Source organism: Sphingomonas sp. BE123, from assembly GCF_031456015.1.
GTDB lineage: Bacteria > Pseudomonadota > Alphaproteobacteria > Sphingomonadales > Sphingomonadaceae > Sphingomonas.
On the sequence record NZ_JAVDTW010000001.1, the window covers coordinates 423,358 to 438,909 of the forward strand.

The 15,552-nt window shown below is 66.7% G+C and carries 18 protein-coding genes; 2 read left to right on the forward strand and 16 right to left on the reverse strand.

Features of this window, described 5'->3' with window-relative positions; all coding sequences use genetic code 11:
- The first annotated feature begins 61 nt into the window (after positions 1–61).
- Positions 62–1,396, forward strand: a complete 1,335-nt coding sequence (gene aroA, locus J2Y54_RS01965) for a 3-phosphoshikimate 1-carboxyvinyltransferase (RefSeq protein ID WP_310036486.1) — start codon at positions 62–64, stop codon at positions 1,394–1,396.
- On the forward strand, positions 1,393–2,031 hold the full coding sequence (gene cmk, locus J2Y54_RS01970) for a (d)CMP kinase (RefSeq protein WP_310036487.1): 639 nt from the start codon (positions 1,393–1,395) through the stop codon (positions 2,029–2,031). The genes aroA and cmk overlap by 4 nt, the downstream gene beginning before the upstream one ends.
- A 37-nt stretch (positions 2,032–2,068) precedes the next feature.
- Here cmk and J2Y54_RS01975 read toward each other — a convergent pair whose 3' ends face one another.
- The 16 genes from J2Y54_RS01975 to J2Y54_RS02050 form a co-directional block, all read right to left on the reverse strand.
- Positions 2,069–2,737: a cytochrome c biogenesis factor-like protein gene (locus J2Y54_RS01975; protein ID WP_310036488.1), complete on the reverse strand. Its 669-nt coding sequence runs from the start codon at positions 2,735–2,737 to the stop codon at positions 2,069–2,071.
- Positions 2,737–3,129, reverse strand: a complete 393-nt coding sequence (locus J2Y54_RS01980) for a cytochrome c-type biogenesis protein (protein ID WP_310036489.1) — start codon at positions 3,127–3,129, stop codon at positions 2,737–2,739. Before J2Y54_RS01980 ends, J2Y54_RS01975 begins: the two co-directional genes overlap by 1 nt.
- Positions 3,126–3,653, reverse strand: coding sequence for a DsbE family thiol:disulfide interchange protein (locus tag J2Y54_RS01985; protein WP_310036490.1), 528 nt, complete (start codon positions 3,651–3,653; stop codon positions 3,126–3,128). Before J2Y54_RS01985 ends, J2Y54_RS01980 begins: the two co-directional genes overlap by 4 nt.
- Positions 3,650–5,587, reverse strand: a complete 1,938-nt coding sequence (locus J2Y54_RS01990) for a heme lyase CcmF/NrfE family subunit (protein WP_310036492.1) — start codon at positions 5,585–5,587, stop codon at positions 3,650–3,652. Before J2Y54_RS01990 ends, J2Y54_RS01985 begins: the two co-directional genes overlap by 4 nt.
- Complete coding sequence (ccmE, locus tag J2Y54_RS01995; protein ID WP_310036493.1) at positions 5,584–6,018, reverse strand: cytochrome c maturation protein CcmE; 435 nt, start codon at positions 6,016–6,018, stop codon at positions 5,584–5,586. The genes J2Y54_RS01990 and ccmE overlap by 4 nt, the downstream gene beginning before the upstream one ends.
- Positions 6,015–6,146, reverse strand: coding sequence for a heme exporter protein CcmD (gene ccmD, locus J2Y54_RS02000; RefSeq protein ID WP_310036494.1), 132 nt, complete (start codon positions 6,144–6,146; stop codon positions 6,015–6,017). Before ccmD ends, ccmE begins: the two co-directional genes overlap by 4 nt.
- Positions 6,143–6,859, reverse strand: a complete 717-nt coding sequence (gene ccmC / locus J2Y54_RS02005) for a heme ABC transporter permease CcmC (protein WP_310036495.1) — start codon at positions 6,857–6,859, stop codon at positions 6,143–6,145. The genes ccmD and ccmC overlap by 4 nt, the downstream gene beginning before the upstream one ends.
- A 77-nt stretch (positions 6,860–6,936) precedes the next feature.
- Positions 6,937–7,263, reverse strand: a complete 327-nt coding sequence (locus tag J2Y54_RS02010; protein ID WP_310036497.1) for a PilZ domain-containing protein — start codon at positions 7,261–7,263, stop codon at positions 6,937–6,939.
- Between the two features lie 124 nt (positions 7,264–7,387).
- The gene (gene rpmE, locus J2Y54_RS02015; protein ID WP_310036499.1) at positions 7,388–7,618 is read right to left on the reverse strand and encodes a 50S ribosomal protein L31; all 231 of its coding nucleotides are present in this window, start codon (positions 7,616–7,618) and stop codon (positions 7,388–7,390) included.
- A gap of 100 nt (positions 7,619–7,718) precedes the next feature.
- Positions 7,719–8,198 (reverse strand): 3-hydroxyacyl-ACP dehydratase FabZ, encoded by a 480-nt coding sequence (gene fabZ / locus J2Y54_RS02020; protein ID WP_310036500.1) that lies wholly within the window; start codon positions 8,196–8,198, stop codon positions 7,719–7,721.
- A complete protein-coding gene (locus tag J2Y54_RS02025) occupies positions 8,195–8,809 on the reverse strand; it encodes an OmpH family outer membrane protein (RefSeq protein WP_310036501.1) in 615 nt (204 codons plus the stop codon). The genes fabZ and J2Y54_RS02025 overlap by 4 nt, the downstream gene beginning before the upstream one ends.
- Positions 8,809–11,625, reverse strand: coding sequence for an outer membrane protein assembly factor BamA (bamA, locus tag J2Y54_RS02030; RefSeq protein ID WP_310036503.1), 2,817 nt, complete (start codon positions 11,623–11,625; stop codon positions 8,809–8,811). The genes J2Y54_RS02025 and bamA overlap by 1 nt, the downstream gene beginning before the upstream one ends.
- Before the next feature lie 71 nt (positions 11,626–11,696).
- Positions 11,697–12,833: an RIP metalloprotease gene (locus tag J2Y54_RS02035; protein ID WP_310036504.1), complete on the reverse strand. Its 1,137-nt coding sequence runs from the start codon at positions 12,831–12,833 to the stop codon at positions 11,697–11,699.
- The gene (locus J2Y54_RS02040; RefSeq protein ID WP_310036505.1) at positions 12,830–13,987 is read right to left on the reverse strand and encodes a 1-deoxy-D-xylulose-5-phosphate reductoisomerase; all 1,158 of its coding nucleotides are present in this window, start codon (positions 13,985–13,987) and stop codon (positions 12,830–12,832) included. The genes J2Y54_RS02035 and J2Y54_RS02040 overlap by 4 nt, the downstream gene beginning before the upstream one ends.
- A complete protein-coding gene (locus tag J2Y54_RS02045) occupies positions 13,984–14,772 on the reverse strand; it encodes a phosphatidate cytidylyltransferase (protein WP_310036506.1) in 789 nt (262 codons plus the stop codon). Before J2Y54_RS02045 ends, J2Y54_RS02040 begins: the two co-directional genes overlap by 4 nt.
- The gene (locus tag J2Y54_RS02050) at positions 14,769–15,491 is read right to left on the reverse strand and encodes an isoprenyl transferase (RefSeq protein ID WP_310038427.1); all 723 of its coding nucleotides are present in this window, start codon (positions 15,489–15,491) and stop codon (positions 14,769–14,771) included. Before J2Y54_RS02050 ends, J2Y54_RS02045 begins: the two co-directional genes overlap by 4 nt.
- Positions 15,492–15,552 lie beyond the last annotated feature (61 nt).

Here is a 15,552-nt window from a genome sequence, read left to right on the forward strand (position 1 = left end):
TTCCCGTTCGAAGTGGCGGGCGCCTTGCCATAGCGCAAGCCCCCTGTCAAAGCCGCCGCCAATGAGCGCGCATTCTCCCCTCCCCCTCGCCATTTCCGCCCGCGGTCCGTTGCGGGGCACCGTCGTCGTTCCGGGTGACAAGTCGATCAGCCACCGATCGCTCATGTTTGCCGGACTCGCGGTTGGCGAAAGCCGGATCGAAGGGCTGCTGGAAGGCGAGGACGTGCTGGCCACCGCCGCGGCGATGCGGGCGATGGGCGCGCAGATCGAGCGCGATGCTGCCGGAATCTGGCACGTCGCCGGCGTCGGCGTCGGCGGCCTGCTTCAGCCCGCTTGTGCGCTCGACATGGGTAATTCGGGCACATCGACCCGGCTGCTGATGGGGCTGATCGCGAGCCATCCGATCACGGCGACCTTCATCGGCGATGCGTCGCTGTCGAAGCGGCCGATGGGGCGCGTGATCGAGCCGCTGTCGGCGATGGGTGCGGAGTTCACCGCAAGCCCCGGCGATCGGCTGCCGCTGACCATGCGCGGTCTGAGCCCCGCCGTGCCGATCGAATACACGCTTCCGGTCGCGTCGGCGCAGGTCAAATCGGCCATTCTGCTTGCCGGCCTCAACACGCCGGGCCTGACCCGCGTGCTCGAACCCGTGCCGACCCGGGACCATAGCGAACGGATGCTGCGCGGCTTTGGCGCCGACCTGACGGTCGAGGAAACGCCGCAGGGTCGGATGATCGCGATTCGCGGCGAAGCCGAACTGAAGCCGCAGCAAATCACGGTCCCCGGCGATCCGTCGTCGGCAGCCTTCTGGATGGTCGCTGCGTCGATCGTGCCCGGTTCGGACATCGTCATTGCCAATGTCGGTCTCAACCCGACTCGCACCGGCATCGTTACCGCGCTCAGGATGATGGGCGCGGACATTACCGAGTTGAACCCGCGCACGGTCGGAGGGGAGCCGGTCGCCGACCTTCAGGTCCGCCATGCACCGCTGAGCGCGATCGAAGTGCCGCCCGACCTCGCACCCAGCATGATCGACGAATATCCCGTGCTGTTCGTTGCCGCTGCTTTCGCCGACGGTCGAACGGTCGCGCGCGGGGCTGAGGAACTGCGCGTCAAGGAATCCGATCGCATCGCCGCGATGGCAGCGGCCCTGGCCCCCAATGGCGTGCGGCTTGAGGAATTCGAGGATGGCCTGGCGATTGTCGGGACCGGCGGCGCGCCGATTGCCGGCGGTGCACCGATCGCCTCGAAACTCGATCACCGCATCGCGATGAGCATGGCCGTGGCTGGACTCGGCGCCCGCGATGCCGTCTCGATCGACGACGCCGGCCCGGTGGCGACGAGCTATCCCGGCTTTTTCGCAACGCTAGACCGATTGACCGACCGCCAGCCATGATCATTGCCGTCGACGGACCCGCCGCTTCCGGAAAGGGCACGATTGCCCGGGCGCTCGCCCGGCATTTCGACCTGCCGCATCTCGACACCGGGCTGCTGTATCGGGCCGTCGCGGCGACAGTGCTGCGCGACGAGCTCGACCCGGCGCAGGAAGCCGATGCGGTCGCCGCAACCAGCTTCGATGACCTGTTGCTCGCCGATGAGTGGCTGCGCAGCGACGAGGTTGGCCAGGCGGCTTCGATCGTCTCGGCGCACCCGCTGGTGCGCGCTGCGCTGCTTCAGCGCCAGAAGCGTTTTGCCGCCCAGCCCGGGGGCGCAATCCTCGATGGTCGCGACATCGGCACCGTCATCGCGCCCAACGCGCATGCCAAGCTGTTCGTCAAGGCGACTCCGATGATCCGGGCACGGCGCCGTCATGCAGAATTGCGCAAGGGCGGATCAGCCGTGAGCCTTGACCGCGTCCTGGCCGATATCCGCGCCCGGGACGAGCGCGACAGCAAGCGGACCGAGGCTCCGTTGGTCGCTGCCGCCGACGCGGCAGTGCTCGATACCAGCTTCCTGTCGATCGAGTCGGCGGTACAAAAGGCAATCGAGCTCGTGACGCGCCAGATCGACGCGCACCGCGCCGCCGATTAACCGGCGCGACCTCGAATCACGCCCGCACTAGCGGCCGTCAGCGTGCTGGCGCCGGGGTACCGCCCTGCATCGCACGGGCCCGCAGTACCGCCAGAAAACGGATCGAGATAATCGCCCGGTCGATGTCCGCGCGATAGCTGACCTCGGCCGGCGTCGCGCGCCGCGCGCGGACCAGCCAGGGAAGCGCTGCATCCGGATTCCCGGTCCGCGCCAGCGCCATGCCATAGAAGAACGCCGGCCCGGGATGCTGCGGCGCCAGCGCCGCGGCGCGGCGAAACGCAACGCCGGCGGCGGGTGACATCGTGCCCTGATCGGCCTCGACAATTGCGATGCCCAGCCAGGTCCACAAGGCCGCGTTCTGCGGGTCCTGCCGCACGGCTCCAAGCATCAACTGCGCCGCCGTGTCAGCCTTTCCCGACCGGATGAGGGCGTCAGCCGGATAAAATGCGGTGTCGAGCGCGGTGAAGCGTCCGAACATCGCCCCCCGAAGCTCGCGCAGTCGCACGACGCCTGCATCATCCTCGACCACCGCCTTGCTGGCCGACACCGGCGCCCCGGCCAGGCCCGGCTTGGCTTGCAGTGCATAGCCGGTCGCACCCAGCATCAGCGCTGCCGCGCCGAGCGTCCACAGCGCGCGCGGCGCGCCGAACAGGCCGAGCGCCACAAACGCCCCTGCCCCGATCACCGCCAGCATTACCCAGCCCATCAGCCGCGCCTCCTTCGGAAACTGCCGCGCGCGATCCACAGCCCGATGCCGAGCAGCAGCAGCGGCGCAAGCCACAGCGGCGCCGTCGCCAGGGTTAACGGGGGATCGTAGCTGACATAGCTGCCATAGCGCTCGATCAGCCACGCGCGGACCGCCTCCGGGCGCTCTCCGGCTGCGATCTTCTGCCGCACGATCCGGCGCATGTCTGCGGCCATCGCCACATCGCTGTCCGCGATCGACTGACCCTGACATACCAGGCAGCGCAGCTCGAACATCAGTGCACTCGCCGCCGCCTCCTGCCGCGCATCGGGCAGCTGGGTATAGCCAAGATCGGCCGGCGCCGAATCCGCAGCTGTGCCAAGCGCGAGTGCAAGAGCCGCAAGCAATGTCATCGCGCAGCCTCCAGCGCGGCGAGCAGCTTCGGCACATCGTCTTCGCGAATATCGCCGATATGCTGCATGCGAATCCGCCCCTCGCCATCGATGACGAAGGTTTCGGGGACCCCGGACGATCCGATGCCGATCTGCACCATGCGCTGCCGATCGTCGCCGATCCGGCGATACGGGTCACCATGGCGGGCCAGGAATGCCGCGACCGCCTCGGGCGTGTCGCTGATCGCGACCGCATCGATCTGCGCGCCAGCCCGTTGCAGGGCCATCAGGTGCGGCGCCTCGGCGATGCAGGGGACGCACCAGCTGGCAAAGACGTTGAGCAGGCGGGGCTTGCCCGTGGCCAGATCGGCCCGCGACAGGCCGGGCTTTCCTTCGACCATCGCCGGCAGCGCAAAATCGGGCAGCGGCTTGCCGACCAGTGCCGACTTGACCACCGCCTCGCCAGTCCCCTGCAGGCCATAGATCGACACCCCGACCAGCAGCGCGAACGCACCGAGCGGGAGCCAGAGCTTCCAGCGCGTCACGCGGCGTCCTCCCGGCGGCGCGCGCTGCGTCGCTCACGGAACACCCGGCCGATCAGCGCCAGCGCGCCGCCCAGTGCGATCAGGCCGCCACCGAACCAGATCAGCGTAACGAATGGCTTCCACCACAGGCGCAGCTGCCAGCGCCCCTGCGCGTCCTGCTCGCCCAGCACCGCATACAGCTGACCGTCGATGCGGGTCGCAAGCGCCGCCTCGGCCGTGTCGGTTGGCGGCGCGGCATAGAAGCGCCGCTGTGGCCGCATCAGGATCACCGGCCCGGTGCCGCGCTGCGCGGTCAGCCGCCCTTCCACCGCGGACCAATTGTCGCCGATCGCTGGCCCGACACCTGTCAGGACCACGCGCCACGGTCCGACCTGATAGGGCTGACCATAGCGTGCTGCGACAAGGCGTTCCTGGGTAAAGGCGCTGTCAGCGGCCATCCCGGCAAGGCTCACCGCTACGCCCAGATGCGCGACGACCATGCCCCATGTGAACAGCGGCGTCCGGGTCAGCTTGCGCCCCCACAGCGGAAGGATGCTCGCCACCGCAACGCCCGCTGCCAGGCCGATACCGACCAGCTCCATCCACCCCGTTGCCGGCGCCAGCACGAATACCGCCGCCATGCTCAGCATCGTCGCGGCGACGGGTACCGTCATCCGCCCGAGCACGGCATTGGCGTCGTCGCGGCGCCACCGCAGCAGCGGCCCGACCGCCATCGCAGCGACCAGCGCCAGCGCCACCGGCCCCGCGGTCTTGTTGAAGAAGGGCGGTCCGACCGACAATTGCTCCCCCATCGCCTGCGCTGCGATCGGGTAGAGCGTCCCGATCAGCACGATCCCGAGGATGACGGTGAGCAGCAGGTTGTTGAGCACCAGTCCGCCCTCGCGGCTCAGCGGATCAAAGCCCTGCCCTGCCCGGACCGTCCCAGCGCGCAAGGCAAACAGCAGGAGCGCACCGCCAATGTAAAGCGCCAGCAGGACAAGAATGAACGACCCGCGCGTCGGATCGACCGCAAAGGCATGGACGCTGGTCAGGATGCCCGATCGCACGAGAAATGTGCCGAGCATCGACATCGAGAACGCCACGACCGCCAGCATCAGCGTCCAGGCGCGCAACCCGTCGCGCGCAGCCAGGACGTTGACCGAATGGAGCAGTGCCGTCGCCGCCAGCCAGGGCATCAGCGAGGCATTCTCGACCGGATCCCAGAACCACCATCCGCCCCAGCCCAGTTCGTAATAGGCCCAATAGCTTCCAGCGGTGATGCCGATGGTCAAAAATACCCAGGCAGCGAGCACCCAGGGGCGCATCGCGCGGGCAAAGGCCGGCCCCACCGCCCCCGTAACCATCGCGCCGACCGCGAACGAAAACGCGACCGACAGGCCGACATATCCGAAATACAGCGTCGGCGGGTGGAAGGCGAGTCCGGGGTCCTGCAGCAGCGGGTTGAGGCCCAACCCGCCGATTGCCGCGGGCTCGAGCCGCGCAAAGGGGTTCGAAGCGATCAGCAGAAACGCATAGAAGCCAAGCGCAATGGCCGCCTGCGCACCCAGCGTGGCGGTCAGCGTCGCGCGGTCCAACTGGCGCTCGACCAGCGCGATCGCGCCGCCCGACATCGCCAGCACGGTGACCCACAGCAGCATCGAGCCTTCATGGTTTCCCCATGCGCCGGCGATCTTGTACAGCATCGGCTTGGCCGAATGGCTGTTCTGCGCGACCAGCACGACCGACATGTCCGACCGGATGAACAGCACGATCAGCAACACGAAGGCGAGCGCCGCCAGCAGCCCCTGAACGATCGCGACCGGACGAATGGCAGCGATCAGTTGCGCACGTGCCGGGGCAGTCCGCAGCGCCAGCGCGAGCCCGGCCGCGACCAGCTGAAGCAACGCCAGCGCCGCTGCGAACCACAGCGCGGCCAATCCCGCTTCGGCGATCATTGCGCGCCCGCGTCCGGTGCAGGCATCTTGTCCGCGATCTCGGGCGGCATGTACCGCTCATCATGCTTGGCCAGCAGATTGTCGGCGGTGAAGCTGCCATCGGGCATGAACTTGCCTTCGGCAACCACGCCGGACCCTTCCTTGAACAGGTCCGGGGTCACGCCGGAAAAGCGGACCGGCACCGTTCCGCCATTGTCGGCAACGATGAAGGTGATGGTGATGCCATCGGCGAGTCGCTTGATGCTGCCGGTCTGCACCATCCCGCCAAGGCGCACCGCACGACCCGGCTCGGGGGTCTTGGTCGCAAGATCGCTCGGCGTGTAGAAGAACGCGGCTTCATCGCGCAGCGCGGACAGCGCAAGGCCGCTCGCCCCGCCGATCGCGGCGAGCGCCAGCAACCCCAGCATCAACCGTTGGTGCTTCGCCTTCATCGCCGGTCCCTCAAAGCGTCCGCTGCTGCCTCAGCCCGCCGCATCGCCCGCCAGCTGGCGAGCGCGAGCCCGCCGAGCCCGGTAACGACCACGCCATAAGCGGCGATAATGAACGGCCAGTGGTTCATGCTGCCATCCGCCGCATCCGCGCCTCGACCCGCTGCTCGGCCAGAATTGCGCGCATCCGCATCAACACGATCCCGCCGAACATCAGCGAAAAGCCGGGCAGGGTCAGCAGCAACGGCCACAACATCGAATCATCGATGGTCGACTTGGTCAGCGTCAGGCTCTGTCCCTGGTGCAGCGTGTTCCACCAGATCACCGAATAGCGGATCACCGGCAACAGCGCCGTTCCGGCGATGCCGAACAGCGCCGGAATACGCCCGTCCCCGCCCCGCTCGCGATCGGCGCGCTCAAGCGCGATCCAGGCGATGTAGATGAAGAACAACAGCAGCATCGACGTCAGCCGGCCGTCCCATTCCCACCAGGTGCCCCAGGTCGGGCGCCCCCAGATCGACCCGGTGATCAGGCACAGGGCGGCAAACAACGCGCCCGCAGGCGCGGTTGCCCGCGCTGCAACCGCAGCAAGCGGGTGACGCCACACCAGAAAGGCAAAGCTCGCCAGCGCAAGCGCGCTCCAGCCGCCCATGCCCAGCCATGCCGCGGGAACATGAATGTACAGGATGCGGACGCTTTCCTTCTGCAGATAGTCCGGCGGTGTCTGGGTCAGCCCGCCCCAGGCGCCGACAAGCGTGAGCAGCAGCCCGATCCAGAACAGGATGGGCGTCAGCGGGCGCGCATAGCGAAGGAAGCGCGTTGGGTTGGCGAGAGCGTGGATCACGGCGTTTGCGCGCTCATAAGCGGTTTCGCCGGCAAGTCCAAATACGTTATCTTCCCACCTTGCTCAGGCGGGTTGGATCAACGGGTCAGCTGCTCGAATTCCGCGTCGCTCAACGGGATCTGGAACTCCAGCCCCGCTTCAAAATCGCTCGCCCAGACCACCCGTGCGGCCCAATGTCCGACATGCGGCAGGGTCAGCCAGATCATCGAATCACGGCGCACCGCGGAATAGGTTTCGATCCGCGCACCATGGGTCGACAGGTCGACGACCTTGCACAAGGCCCGGTCAAGCCCGCCGCGACCGAGCTTGGCGTCGAGCGACACCGGCGCACGCGGTGCGCGCCGGCGTCCGAGCACGGCGGGTTCGAACTCCGCGGTAAAGCTGTGTTTGCCGGTTGCTGCCATGGCCCCCGGTGTAGAGCGGGCTGGCTAACGCCGCGTTAACGCTCTGCCCCCAACGCAAAGCGGCCCGCCCCGGGGATCCGGAACGGGCCGCTGATCTGCTGCAACCGGGCTGCGCCCGATCGACTTACTTCTTCGAGAGCGAAAGCCCGCCGAAACGCTTGTTGAAGCGTGCCACCTGGCCGCCGGTGTCGAGCATCTGGCCGCGGCCGCCGGTCCATGCCGGATGCGCCAGCGGATCGATTTCGAGCTGCATCACATCGCCTTCCTTGCCCCAGGTCGACCGCGTTTCGTACACGGTGCCGTCGGTCATCTGGATCTTGATCATGTGATAGTCGGGATGGGTATCGGGCTTCACTGCAAATTCCTTTGAGATAAGCCACCGGTTTCCGACCGGCAGCGGACGCGGCGCGTTACACGGCGCCGCGTCGGATTGCAATATCGCGTGGATCGCGAAATCAGGCGGCCGGCGGATCGGCGATCATCGCCGTGAATTCGCACTCGGTCGCGAGATCATCGCCCAGATACGCCTTGCCGGCAAATTTGCAGACGCGCGCACGCTTCTGGACAAACTCGACCTCAAGCCGCAGCAGAACGCCCGGTTCGACCGGCTTGCGGAACTTCACGCCGTCAATCGACATGAAATAGACCAGCTTGCCGGTCCCCGCGAGCCCGAGGCTCTCGACCGCGAGTACGCCCGCCGCCTGCGCCAGCGCCTCCACCTGGAGGACGCCGGGCATGATCGGCCGTCCGGGGAAATGTCCCTGGAAGAATTCCTCGTTGATCGACACCGCCTTGACCGCGACGATCTTCTCGTCGGGGATCAGCTGCTCGACCCGGTCGACGAGCAGCATCGGGTAACGATGCGGCAGCGCCGCCATCACCCGCGTGACGTCGAACGGGCCGAGGGCGGCCTTTCCTTCGGCGGCGTCGCTCACCGGCCGGTGGGCGCCGGCTGGGCGGGCTGCTGGGCCGGCTGAGCGGGCGGCGGCGGTGCGACGGTGTTGACGGTCGGCAGCTGCTGATTCAGCGCCGCCAGCACCGGATCGGTGATGTCCGCCGCGGTTGCCGAGAACAACAGGCTGTTCTTGGGCACCGCGATCGTCGCGCCACGCTGATTGGCGACCTGCTCGATCACCGGCAACAGGCGTGCGGTGATCTGCTGGTCGACATATTGCGCGTTGCGGCGCAGCACCTGCTCACGCTCGGCAATGACGCGCTGAACCGGCTCGGCCTTCTTCTGATACGCCTGGACGCGCGCGTCCAATGCCGCATCCTGCTTGCCATTGGCAGCACGCAGGGCGGCTTCGATCGCCGTCCGCTCGGTCTGCAGCGGCGCGCTCTGCTGCTGGGCGAACTGCTGGAACTGGGTCTGCTGGGTCTGCAGCTGGGTGCGGGCCGAAACGCATGCGGCGCAGGTCGCCATCACGCGCTCGACATCGACAACGGCTACCTTGGCGTCGGCCAGCGTCTGGGCGGTGGCGGCACCCGCACCGGCGGCGGCACCCGCGACCGCAAGCGCGGCGAGGAAGGTCTTGGTGTTACGCATCAGAAGGCAGTCCCTACGTTGAAGGTGAAGAGCTTGGTATCGTCGCCTTCCTGCGTCAGGAAGGCATGGGCGAGGTCGAGCCGCAGCGGCCCGAACGGCGAGTTCCAGTTGACGCCGATGCCAACCGACAGGCGCGGCTTGGGCGAGTTGCCAAGGAAGCGCTCGACGAACGGATCGGTCTGAACATTGTACACGCTGTTGACCGACGTGCCCGAACACGCGCCGCCAACCGTGGTGGCAAAGCCGATGCTGCAGGTGGTCAGCTGTCCCGGCGCGACCGAGTCGGTGATCGGCACGGCATAAAGCGGCACGCTGACCCCGTTGACCACCGTCGACTGCGGCGTCTGGATCGGCAGCAGCGAAGGCGACCCGTCGGCGTTGGTGGCCAGCGCGGCCGTTGCCCAGGCCGGGTTGCTCGGGTCGGTCAGGATCGTCTTCGATCCATCGGCATTGGTCAGGAACCGCGCCTGGGTGAAGCTTGCCGTCTTGTTCGGCTCGCGCACACCCCAGTTCGCACCCGCCATGAAGAAGATCGACGGGCGAATCCCCATTTCGCGCGCGCCGGCGCCGAGCGGGATCTCAAGCTCGAGCTTGCCGAGATAGTAAGCGCGGCCACCGATCGCGTCGTCGAAGATCTGGTCTTCGTCGGTAATCAGCGTCTGGTTCCCGCCAGCGACCGTACCGGTATAGCCGATGCGCTGGATGCGCGGACCGACGCCGCGAATGTCGAAGCCGCGGAACTGCGGTTCGCCCAGGAAGAAGCGGTCGGTGATGCGCACCGGATCGACACCCGGCCCGCCATCCTCAAGGCTGTGGATATAGCCACCCTCGAGCCCGGCGGAGAAGATGAACCCGCTGCCGACATTCCAGTATTTGTCGCCGTCGAAGCGGCCGCGCAGATACTTCACGTCACCGCCAAGCCCGGCGAAATCGGTGCCCAGCACCAGCCGCTGCCCCCGCGTCGGACGCAGGCGACTGTTGAGGCTGTCATAGATCAGCGACAGGCCGACCGCCGATGTCCAGCGCTTGCCCAGCGCCTCGCACAGGTAGCGCCCGGCCTTGAGCGGATCGCACTGACCGCCGGTAAAGAAGGTGCTCTCGTCCAGCGTCACCGAATCGTGGGTCAGCGAATAGCGGCCCGACAGGGTCCAATATTCGGTCAGCGGCACGCCCAGCACCAGCTGTCCGCCGGTCGACACCTGCTGATAGGTGGTGCGGCGATCGGTGCCGAGATAGTTGAACGAGTTATAGTCGCGGCGGAAGATCGTACCGCCCAGCGCGACATTCTGGTCGAACAGATAGGGCTCGGTAAAGCCGAGTTCGACCGACTTGGAGTAGCTCGAATAATCCGCCGACAGGCGCAGGTCCTGCCCCTTGCCGCGGAAATTGCGCTGGCGGACCGAACCCTGGAAGATGAAGCGCTCAAGGCTCGAGAAGCCAGCCGACAGCGTCAGTTCGCCGGTCGACTTCTCCTCGACATTGGCGGTCAAGATCACGCGGTCGGGCGCCGAGCCTTCCTTCTGCTCGATCTCGAACTTCTCGTTGAAATAGCCGAGTGAGTTGATGCGGTCCTGCGACCGCTTGACCAGGAAGGTGTTGAACGCGTCACCTTCGGCCAGGCGCATTTCGCGGCGAATGACCTTGTCCTGGGTCTGGGTGTTGCCGACGATGTCGATCCGCTCGACATAGGTGCGGCGCGCCTCGGCGATGTTGAAGTTGAGCGACATCGTCAACTTCTCGCGGTCCCGCTTGAAGTCCGGCGTCACGTTCGCAAACGCATAGCCAAAGGCGCCGGCGGTTTCCGAAAGCTGGTCGATCGTGTCCTCGACCAGCTTGGCGTTGTACCAGTCGCCCTCCTGCATCGCGAGGCCCTTGGCCAGCGCCTTGTCGTCGAAGTCGCGAATGTTGCTGTCGACCGTGACCTCGCCGAACTTGTAGCGCGGCCCTTCCTCGATCACGTACGTGATGATGAAGTCTTCCTTGTCCGGGGTCAGTTCGGCCACCGCGGAAACGACACGGAAATCGGCATAGCCCTGGGTCAGGTAGAACTGGCGCAGCTTCTGCTGGTCATAGGCCAGCCGGTCCTGGTCATAGCTGGTGTTCGAGCTGAACAGGCTGGTGATACGCGACTGTTTGGTCGCCATCTCGCCGCGCAGCTTGCCGTCCGAAAACTCCTGGTTGCCGATGATGTTGATCTGGCGGACCTTGGACTTGGGGCCCTCCCGCACCTCGAACACCACATCGACGCGGTTCTGGTCGAGGCTGACCATCTTCGGCTCGACCGTCGCGGCAAAGCGACCCTGGCGGCGATACAGCTCGACGATCCGCGCAACGTCCGCGCGCACTGCGGTGCGGGTGAACATCTGGCGCGGGGCGAGCTTGATTTCCTTGACGATCTTGTCGTCCTTCAGGCGCTTGTTGCCCTCCAGGATGACGCGGTTGATCACCGGGTTTTCGCGCACACGCAGCACGATGTCGCCGGTCTCAACCCCTTCGATCGTCACATCGGCGAGCAGTTCGCTCGCCAGCACGTCGCGGATCGCCTGGTCAAGGCTCTCGGTCGTATAGGCCTGACCGACCCGCAAGCGGGTGTAGGACAGCACCGTTTCCGGCTCGAGCCGCTGCGTCCCTTCGACCCGCAGCGACCGGATCGTCCGCGTTTCCGCAGGGGCGACCGCCGCGTCGCTGGTCTGGGCCGCGGGAGCGGGGGCCTGCTGCGCATGCGCTGCGGTGGCAAGCGCGAACAGCGTCGTGCCGGCCATGAGTCCCGCGGTGGCGCGCACGCCGAATTTCGTAACCTTGAGTGCCGTCACCATCCCACCCCAGTCGGATCCAAGAGATTTTGGTCGGAAGCTTGCGTCCATCTGCACGCCCTGCCCCAACCGGTTCAGCCGATCAACCCGGCCAGGCTTCTCCAGACGCCGAACGCGCCCAGATCGTTGAATGTTACCAACAGCATCAAGGCCAGGATCGCCATCATGCCGCCGCGGAATGCCCATTCCATCACCTCAGGCGCAACGGGTTTGCGACGGATCGCCTCGATCGCATAAAATAACAGATGTCCGCCATCCAGCACGGGGACTGGCAACAGGTTGATGAATCCAAGGTTAATCGAAATCAGCGCCGCCAGCACGATGAACTGATCGACGCCCAGCGACAAGGTCTCACCGGAATATTTGGCGATTCGCAGCGGCCCGCCCAACTCGCTCACCGGCACGCGACCCAGAAACAACTGGCCCAGCCCGTCGATCATCGTTCCGACCAACGCGACGGTGCGCTGCATCCCGACCATCGGCGCCTGCCACCACGCAACCGGAGTCCGCTCGACCTCACCGCTCGGTGCGATGCCCAATATTCCGCGGCTCGTCTCGTTGCCAAATCGGTCGGTTTCGACCCGACGGCCGATCACGGCGCGGGTGCTGCCGGGTACGCCGTCACGGACATAGTCGATCTGCACCTCCGCCCCGGCGCGCAGCGTGGTGAAGCGGATCATGTCGTCAAAGCTGTCGACCTGCCGACCGCCAATCGCGACGAACCGATCGCCCGCCTTCAGCCCGGCTGCTTCCGCCGGCGTCCCGGCACCGATCGCTCCGGCCACGGCAGGCATTCGGGCCTCGCCGTAAAGCGCCGCGAAGGCGCCAAGGATCGCGATGGCGACGATGAAATTCGTGACTGGCCCCGCAGCAACGACGATCGCCCGCTGCCACAGCGGCTTGGCCTGGAATGTCTGCGCACGCTCGGCGGCGGGCAGCGCGAGCCATTCGGGGCTCGGCTGGCCGGCCGGATTCATGTCGCCGGCGAATTTGACGTAGCCGCCCAGCGGCAGCCAGCCGAATTTCCACCGCGTCCCGCGCTTGTCGGTGAACCCTGCGATTTCGCGCCCGAACCCGATCGAAAACGCTTCGGCCTTGATCCCGAAATAGCGACCGGCTGCATAATGCCCCAGTTCGTGCACGAACACGAGCGGCCCGATGATCAGGACGAAGGCGAGCAGGTAGAGAAAGAAGCCGGGAGTTTCGGTCAAGCAACGCAGTCCTTCACACGCTCGCCCGCCAGGATCCGCGCTTCCGCATCGATCGCCAGAACCTGATCGAGCGTAGCCGGCGCGGGCGGGTCATAGCGGTTGAGGGTATCCGCGACGATTGCGGCAATTTCAAGAAAGCCGATCCCCCCCTTCAGGAACGCCGCCACCGCCACCTCGTTGGCGGCATTCAGGATCGCCGGACGCGCGCCACCCGCCGCCAGCGCCTCACGCGCCAGCTTCAGACACGGGAAGCGTGCGTAATCCGGCGCCTCGAAGTCCAGCCGTCCGATGGCGGCGAGGTCGAGGCGCTGGCACGGCGTCTCCATCCGCTGCGGCCAGGCCAGCGCATGCGCGATCGGAACGCGCATGTCGGGCGAACCGAGCTGGGCCAGGACCGACCCGTCGACATATTCCACCATCGAATGGATCACCGACTGGCGGTGGACGATCACCTCGAGCTGCTCGACGCTCACCGGAAACAGGTGAAACGCCTCGATCAGTTCCAGCCCCTTGTTCATCATCGTCGCGCTGTCGACACTGATCTTCGCGCCCATCGACCAGTTGGGGTGCGCGACCGCCTGCTCGGGGGTGATCGCCTGCATCTCGGCAAGGGTGCGTTCGCGAAACGGACCGCCGCTCGCGGTCAGGATGATCCGTGAGATTGATGCTGCATTCCGCTCTTCAAGGCATTGGAATACGGCATTATGCTCGGAGTCCACGGGCAACAGCGTCGCGCCGTGCCGGGCCGCGGCGTCGATCATCACATCGCCGGCTGACACCAGCGACTCCTTGTTCGCCAGTGCCACCGCCTTGCCGCCCTCGAGCGCGGCCAGCACCGGCTTGAGCCCGGCGGTGCCGACAATCGCGGCCATCGTCCAGTCAGCCCCCATCCGCGCAGCATCGCAGACCGCGTCCGGTCCGGCCGCGACCGCGATTCCGCTGCCCGCCAGCGCATCGGCCAGCGCGTCATGACAGGATGGATCGGCGACCACCGCCATGCGCGCGCCGACTCGCCGTGCCGCTGCCGCGAGCCGCTCGACATCGCAATTGGCGGTCAGGGCGAGGACGTCATAGCGCGCCGGATCGCGTTCAATCAGGTCGAGCGTCGAGGTGCCGACCGAGCCAGTCGCGCCGAGAATGGTGACGGATTTCATGCAAGTCCTTGCAACAGAACGATCAGAGCAGCAGCTGGCGCAACCGGCACCAGCCCGTCGAGACGATCGAGAACGCCGCCATGGCCGGGCAGGATCGTTCCCGAATCCTTCACCCCGGCGCGGCGCTTGAGATGGCTTTCATACAGGTCGCCGGCCTGCGCGAGCACGGCGAGCAGCGGCGTCGCCACCACCAGCATCGGATCGAGCCCGGCGGGGATCAGGATCGCCGCGAACAGCGCGGCCGAGAGCACGCCACCGATCAGCCCGGCCCAGGTCTTGTTCGGGCTGATCGCCGGGGCCAGCTTGGGTCCGCCAATCGCGCGTCCGGCGAAATAGGCGCCGATGTCGCAGGCCCAGACCAGTGCCATCGCCCAGAACGCCAGCAACAGGCCATGTTCCTGCGCGCGCAGGAACACCAGCGCGAGCACCGGGATGCCGACATATACCGCGCCCGCGCCCAACGCACCGCTGCGCGTGACGCTGGCAAGGAAGAAGCCGGCACCCAGGATCAGCCCGACCACCAGAAAGCCCGGCCCCGCCGCCCATGGCGACAGGATCGCCAGCGGGACCATCAACCCATATTGCGCAAGGCGGCGCTGGCTCAGCGATGCGCCATGCAGGCCGCCCCACTCATGAATCATGATCAGCCCGGCGATCGTCGCCAACAGCCAGAACGCAAACCCGCCCAGCCACAAGGTCAGCCCCGCGACCAGGATCAGCGCGAGGCCGACCGCCGCACGCACCGGCAGGTCGGCATTGCGCAGTGGCGGGCGCGGCTCGCTCACAGCCCTCCGAACCGGCGTTGCCGCCGACCGAATTGCGCAAGCGCGTCGGCCAGCGCCGCGCCGTCGAAATCGGGCCATAGCGTGTCGACGAACAGCAGCTCGGCATAGGCCGCCTGCCACAACAGGAAGTTCGACAGACGCTGCTCGCCCGAGGTGCGGATGAGCAGGTCGAGCGGCGGCAGGCCATGCGTGGTCAGCGCATCGCTGAACATCGCATCGTCGATCTGCGCCGGATCGATCGCTCCGCTGCGCGCCGACTCGGCAAGCCGCCGTGCCGCCGCGACGATTTCGGCCTGCGCCCCGTAATTGAGGGCGATGACAAGCGTCGCCCCGTCATTCTTCGCGGTCCGGGCGATCGCATCGTCGATCATTGCCACCAGATCCGCCGACAGCGCGCGGTAATCGCCAATGACGCGCAACCGCACATTTTCCGCAACCAGGTCGCGGATTTCATTTTTCAGGAAATGGCGCAGCAACCCCATCAGGTCGCGCACCTCATCCTCGGGCCGGCGCCAATTCTCAGACGAAAACGCATAGAGGGTGAGGACTTCGACACCCAGTTCGCGCGCGGCTTTCGACACGCGCCGGACCGCCTCGACGCCCTGTTTGTGGCCGGCAAGGCGCGGCAGCCGCCGGGCCTGAGCCCAGCGACCATTGCCGTCCATGATGATGGCGACGTGACGGGGGAGCGGCGTGGCGCCGTCCGGATGCGCAAGCATGGGTTCGGTCACGTCCATCGTCCCGACGGAGTGCCCGGCCGGCCATGCAAACATGGCCCTG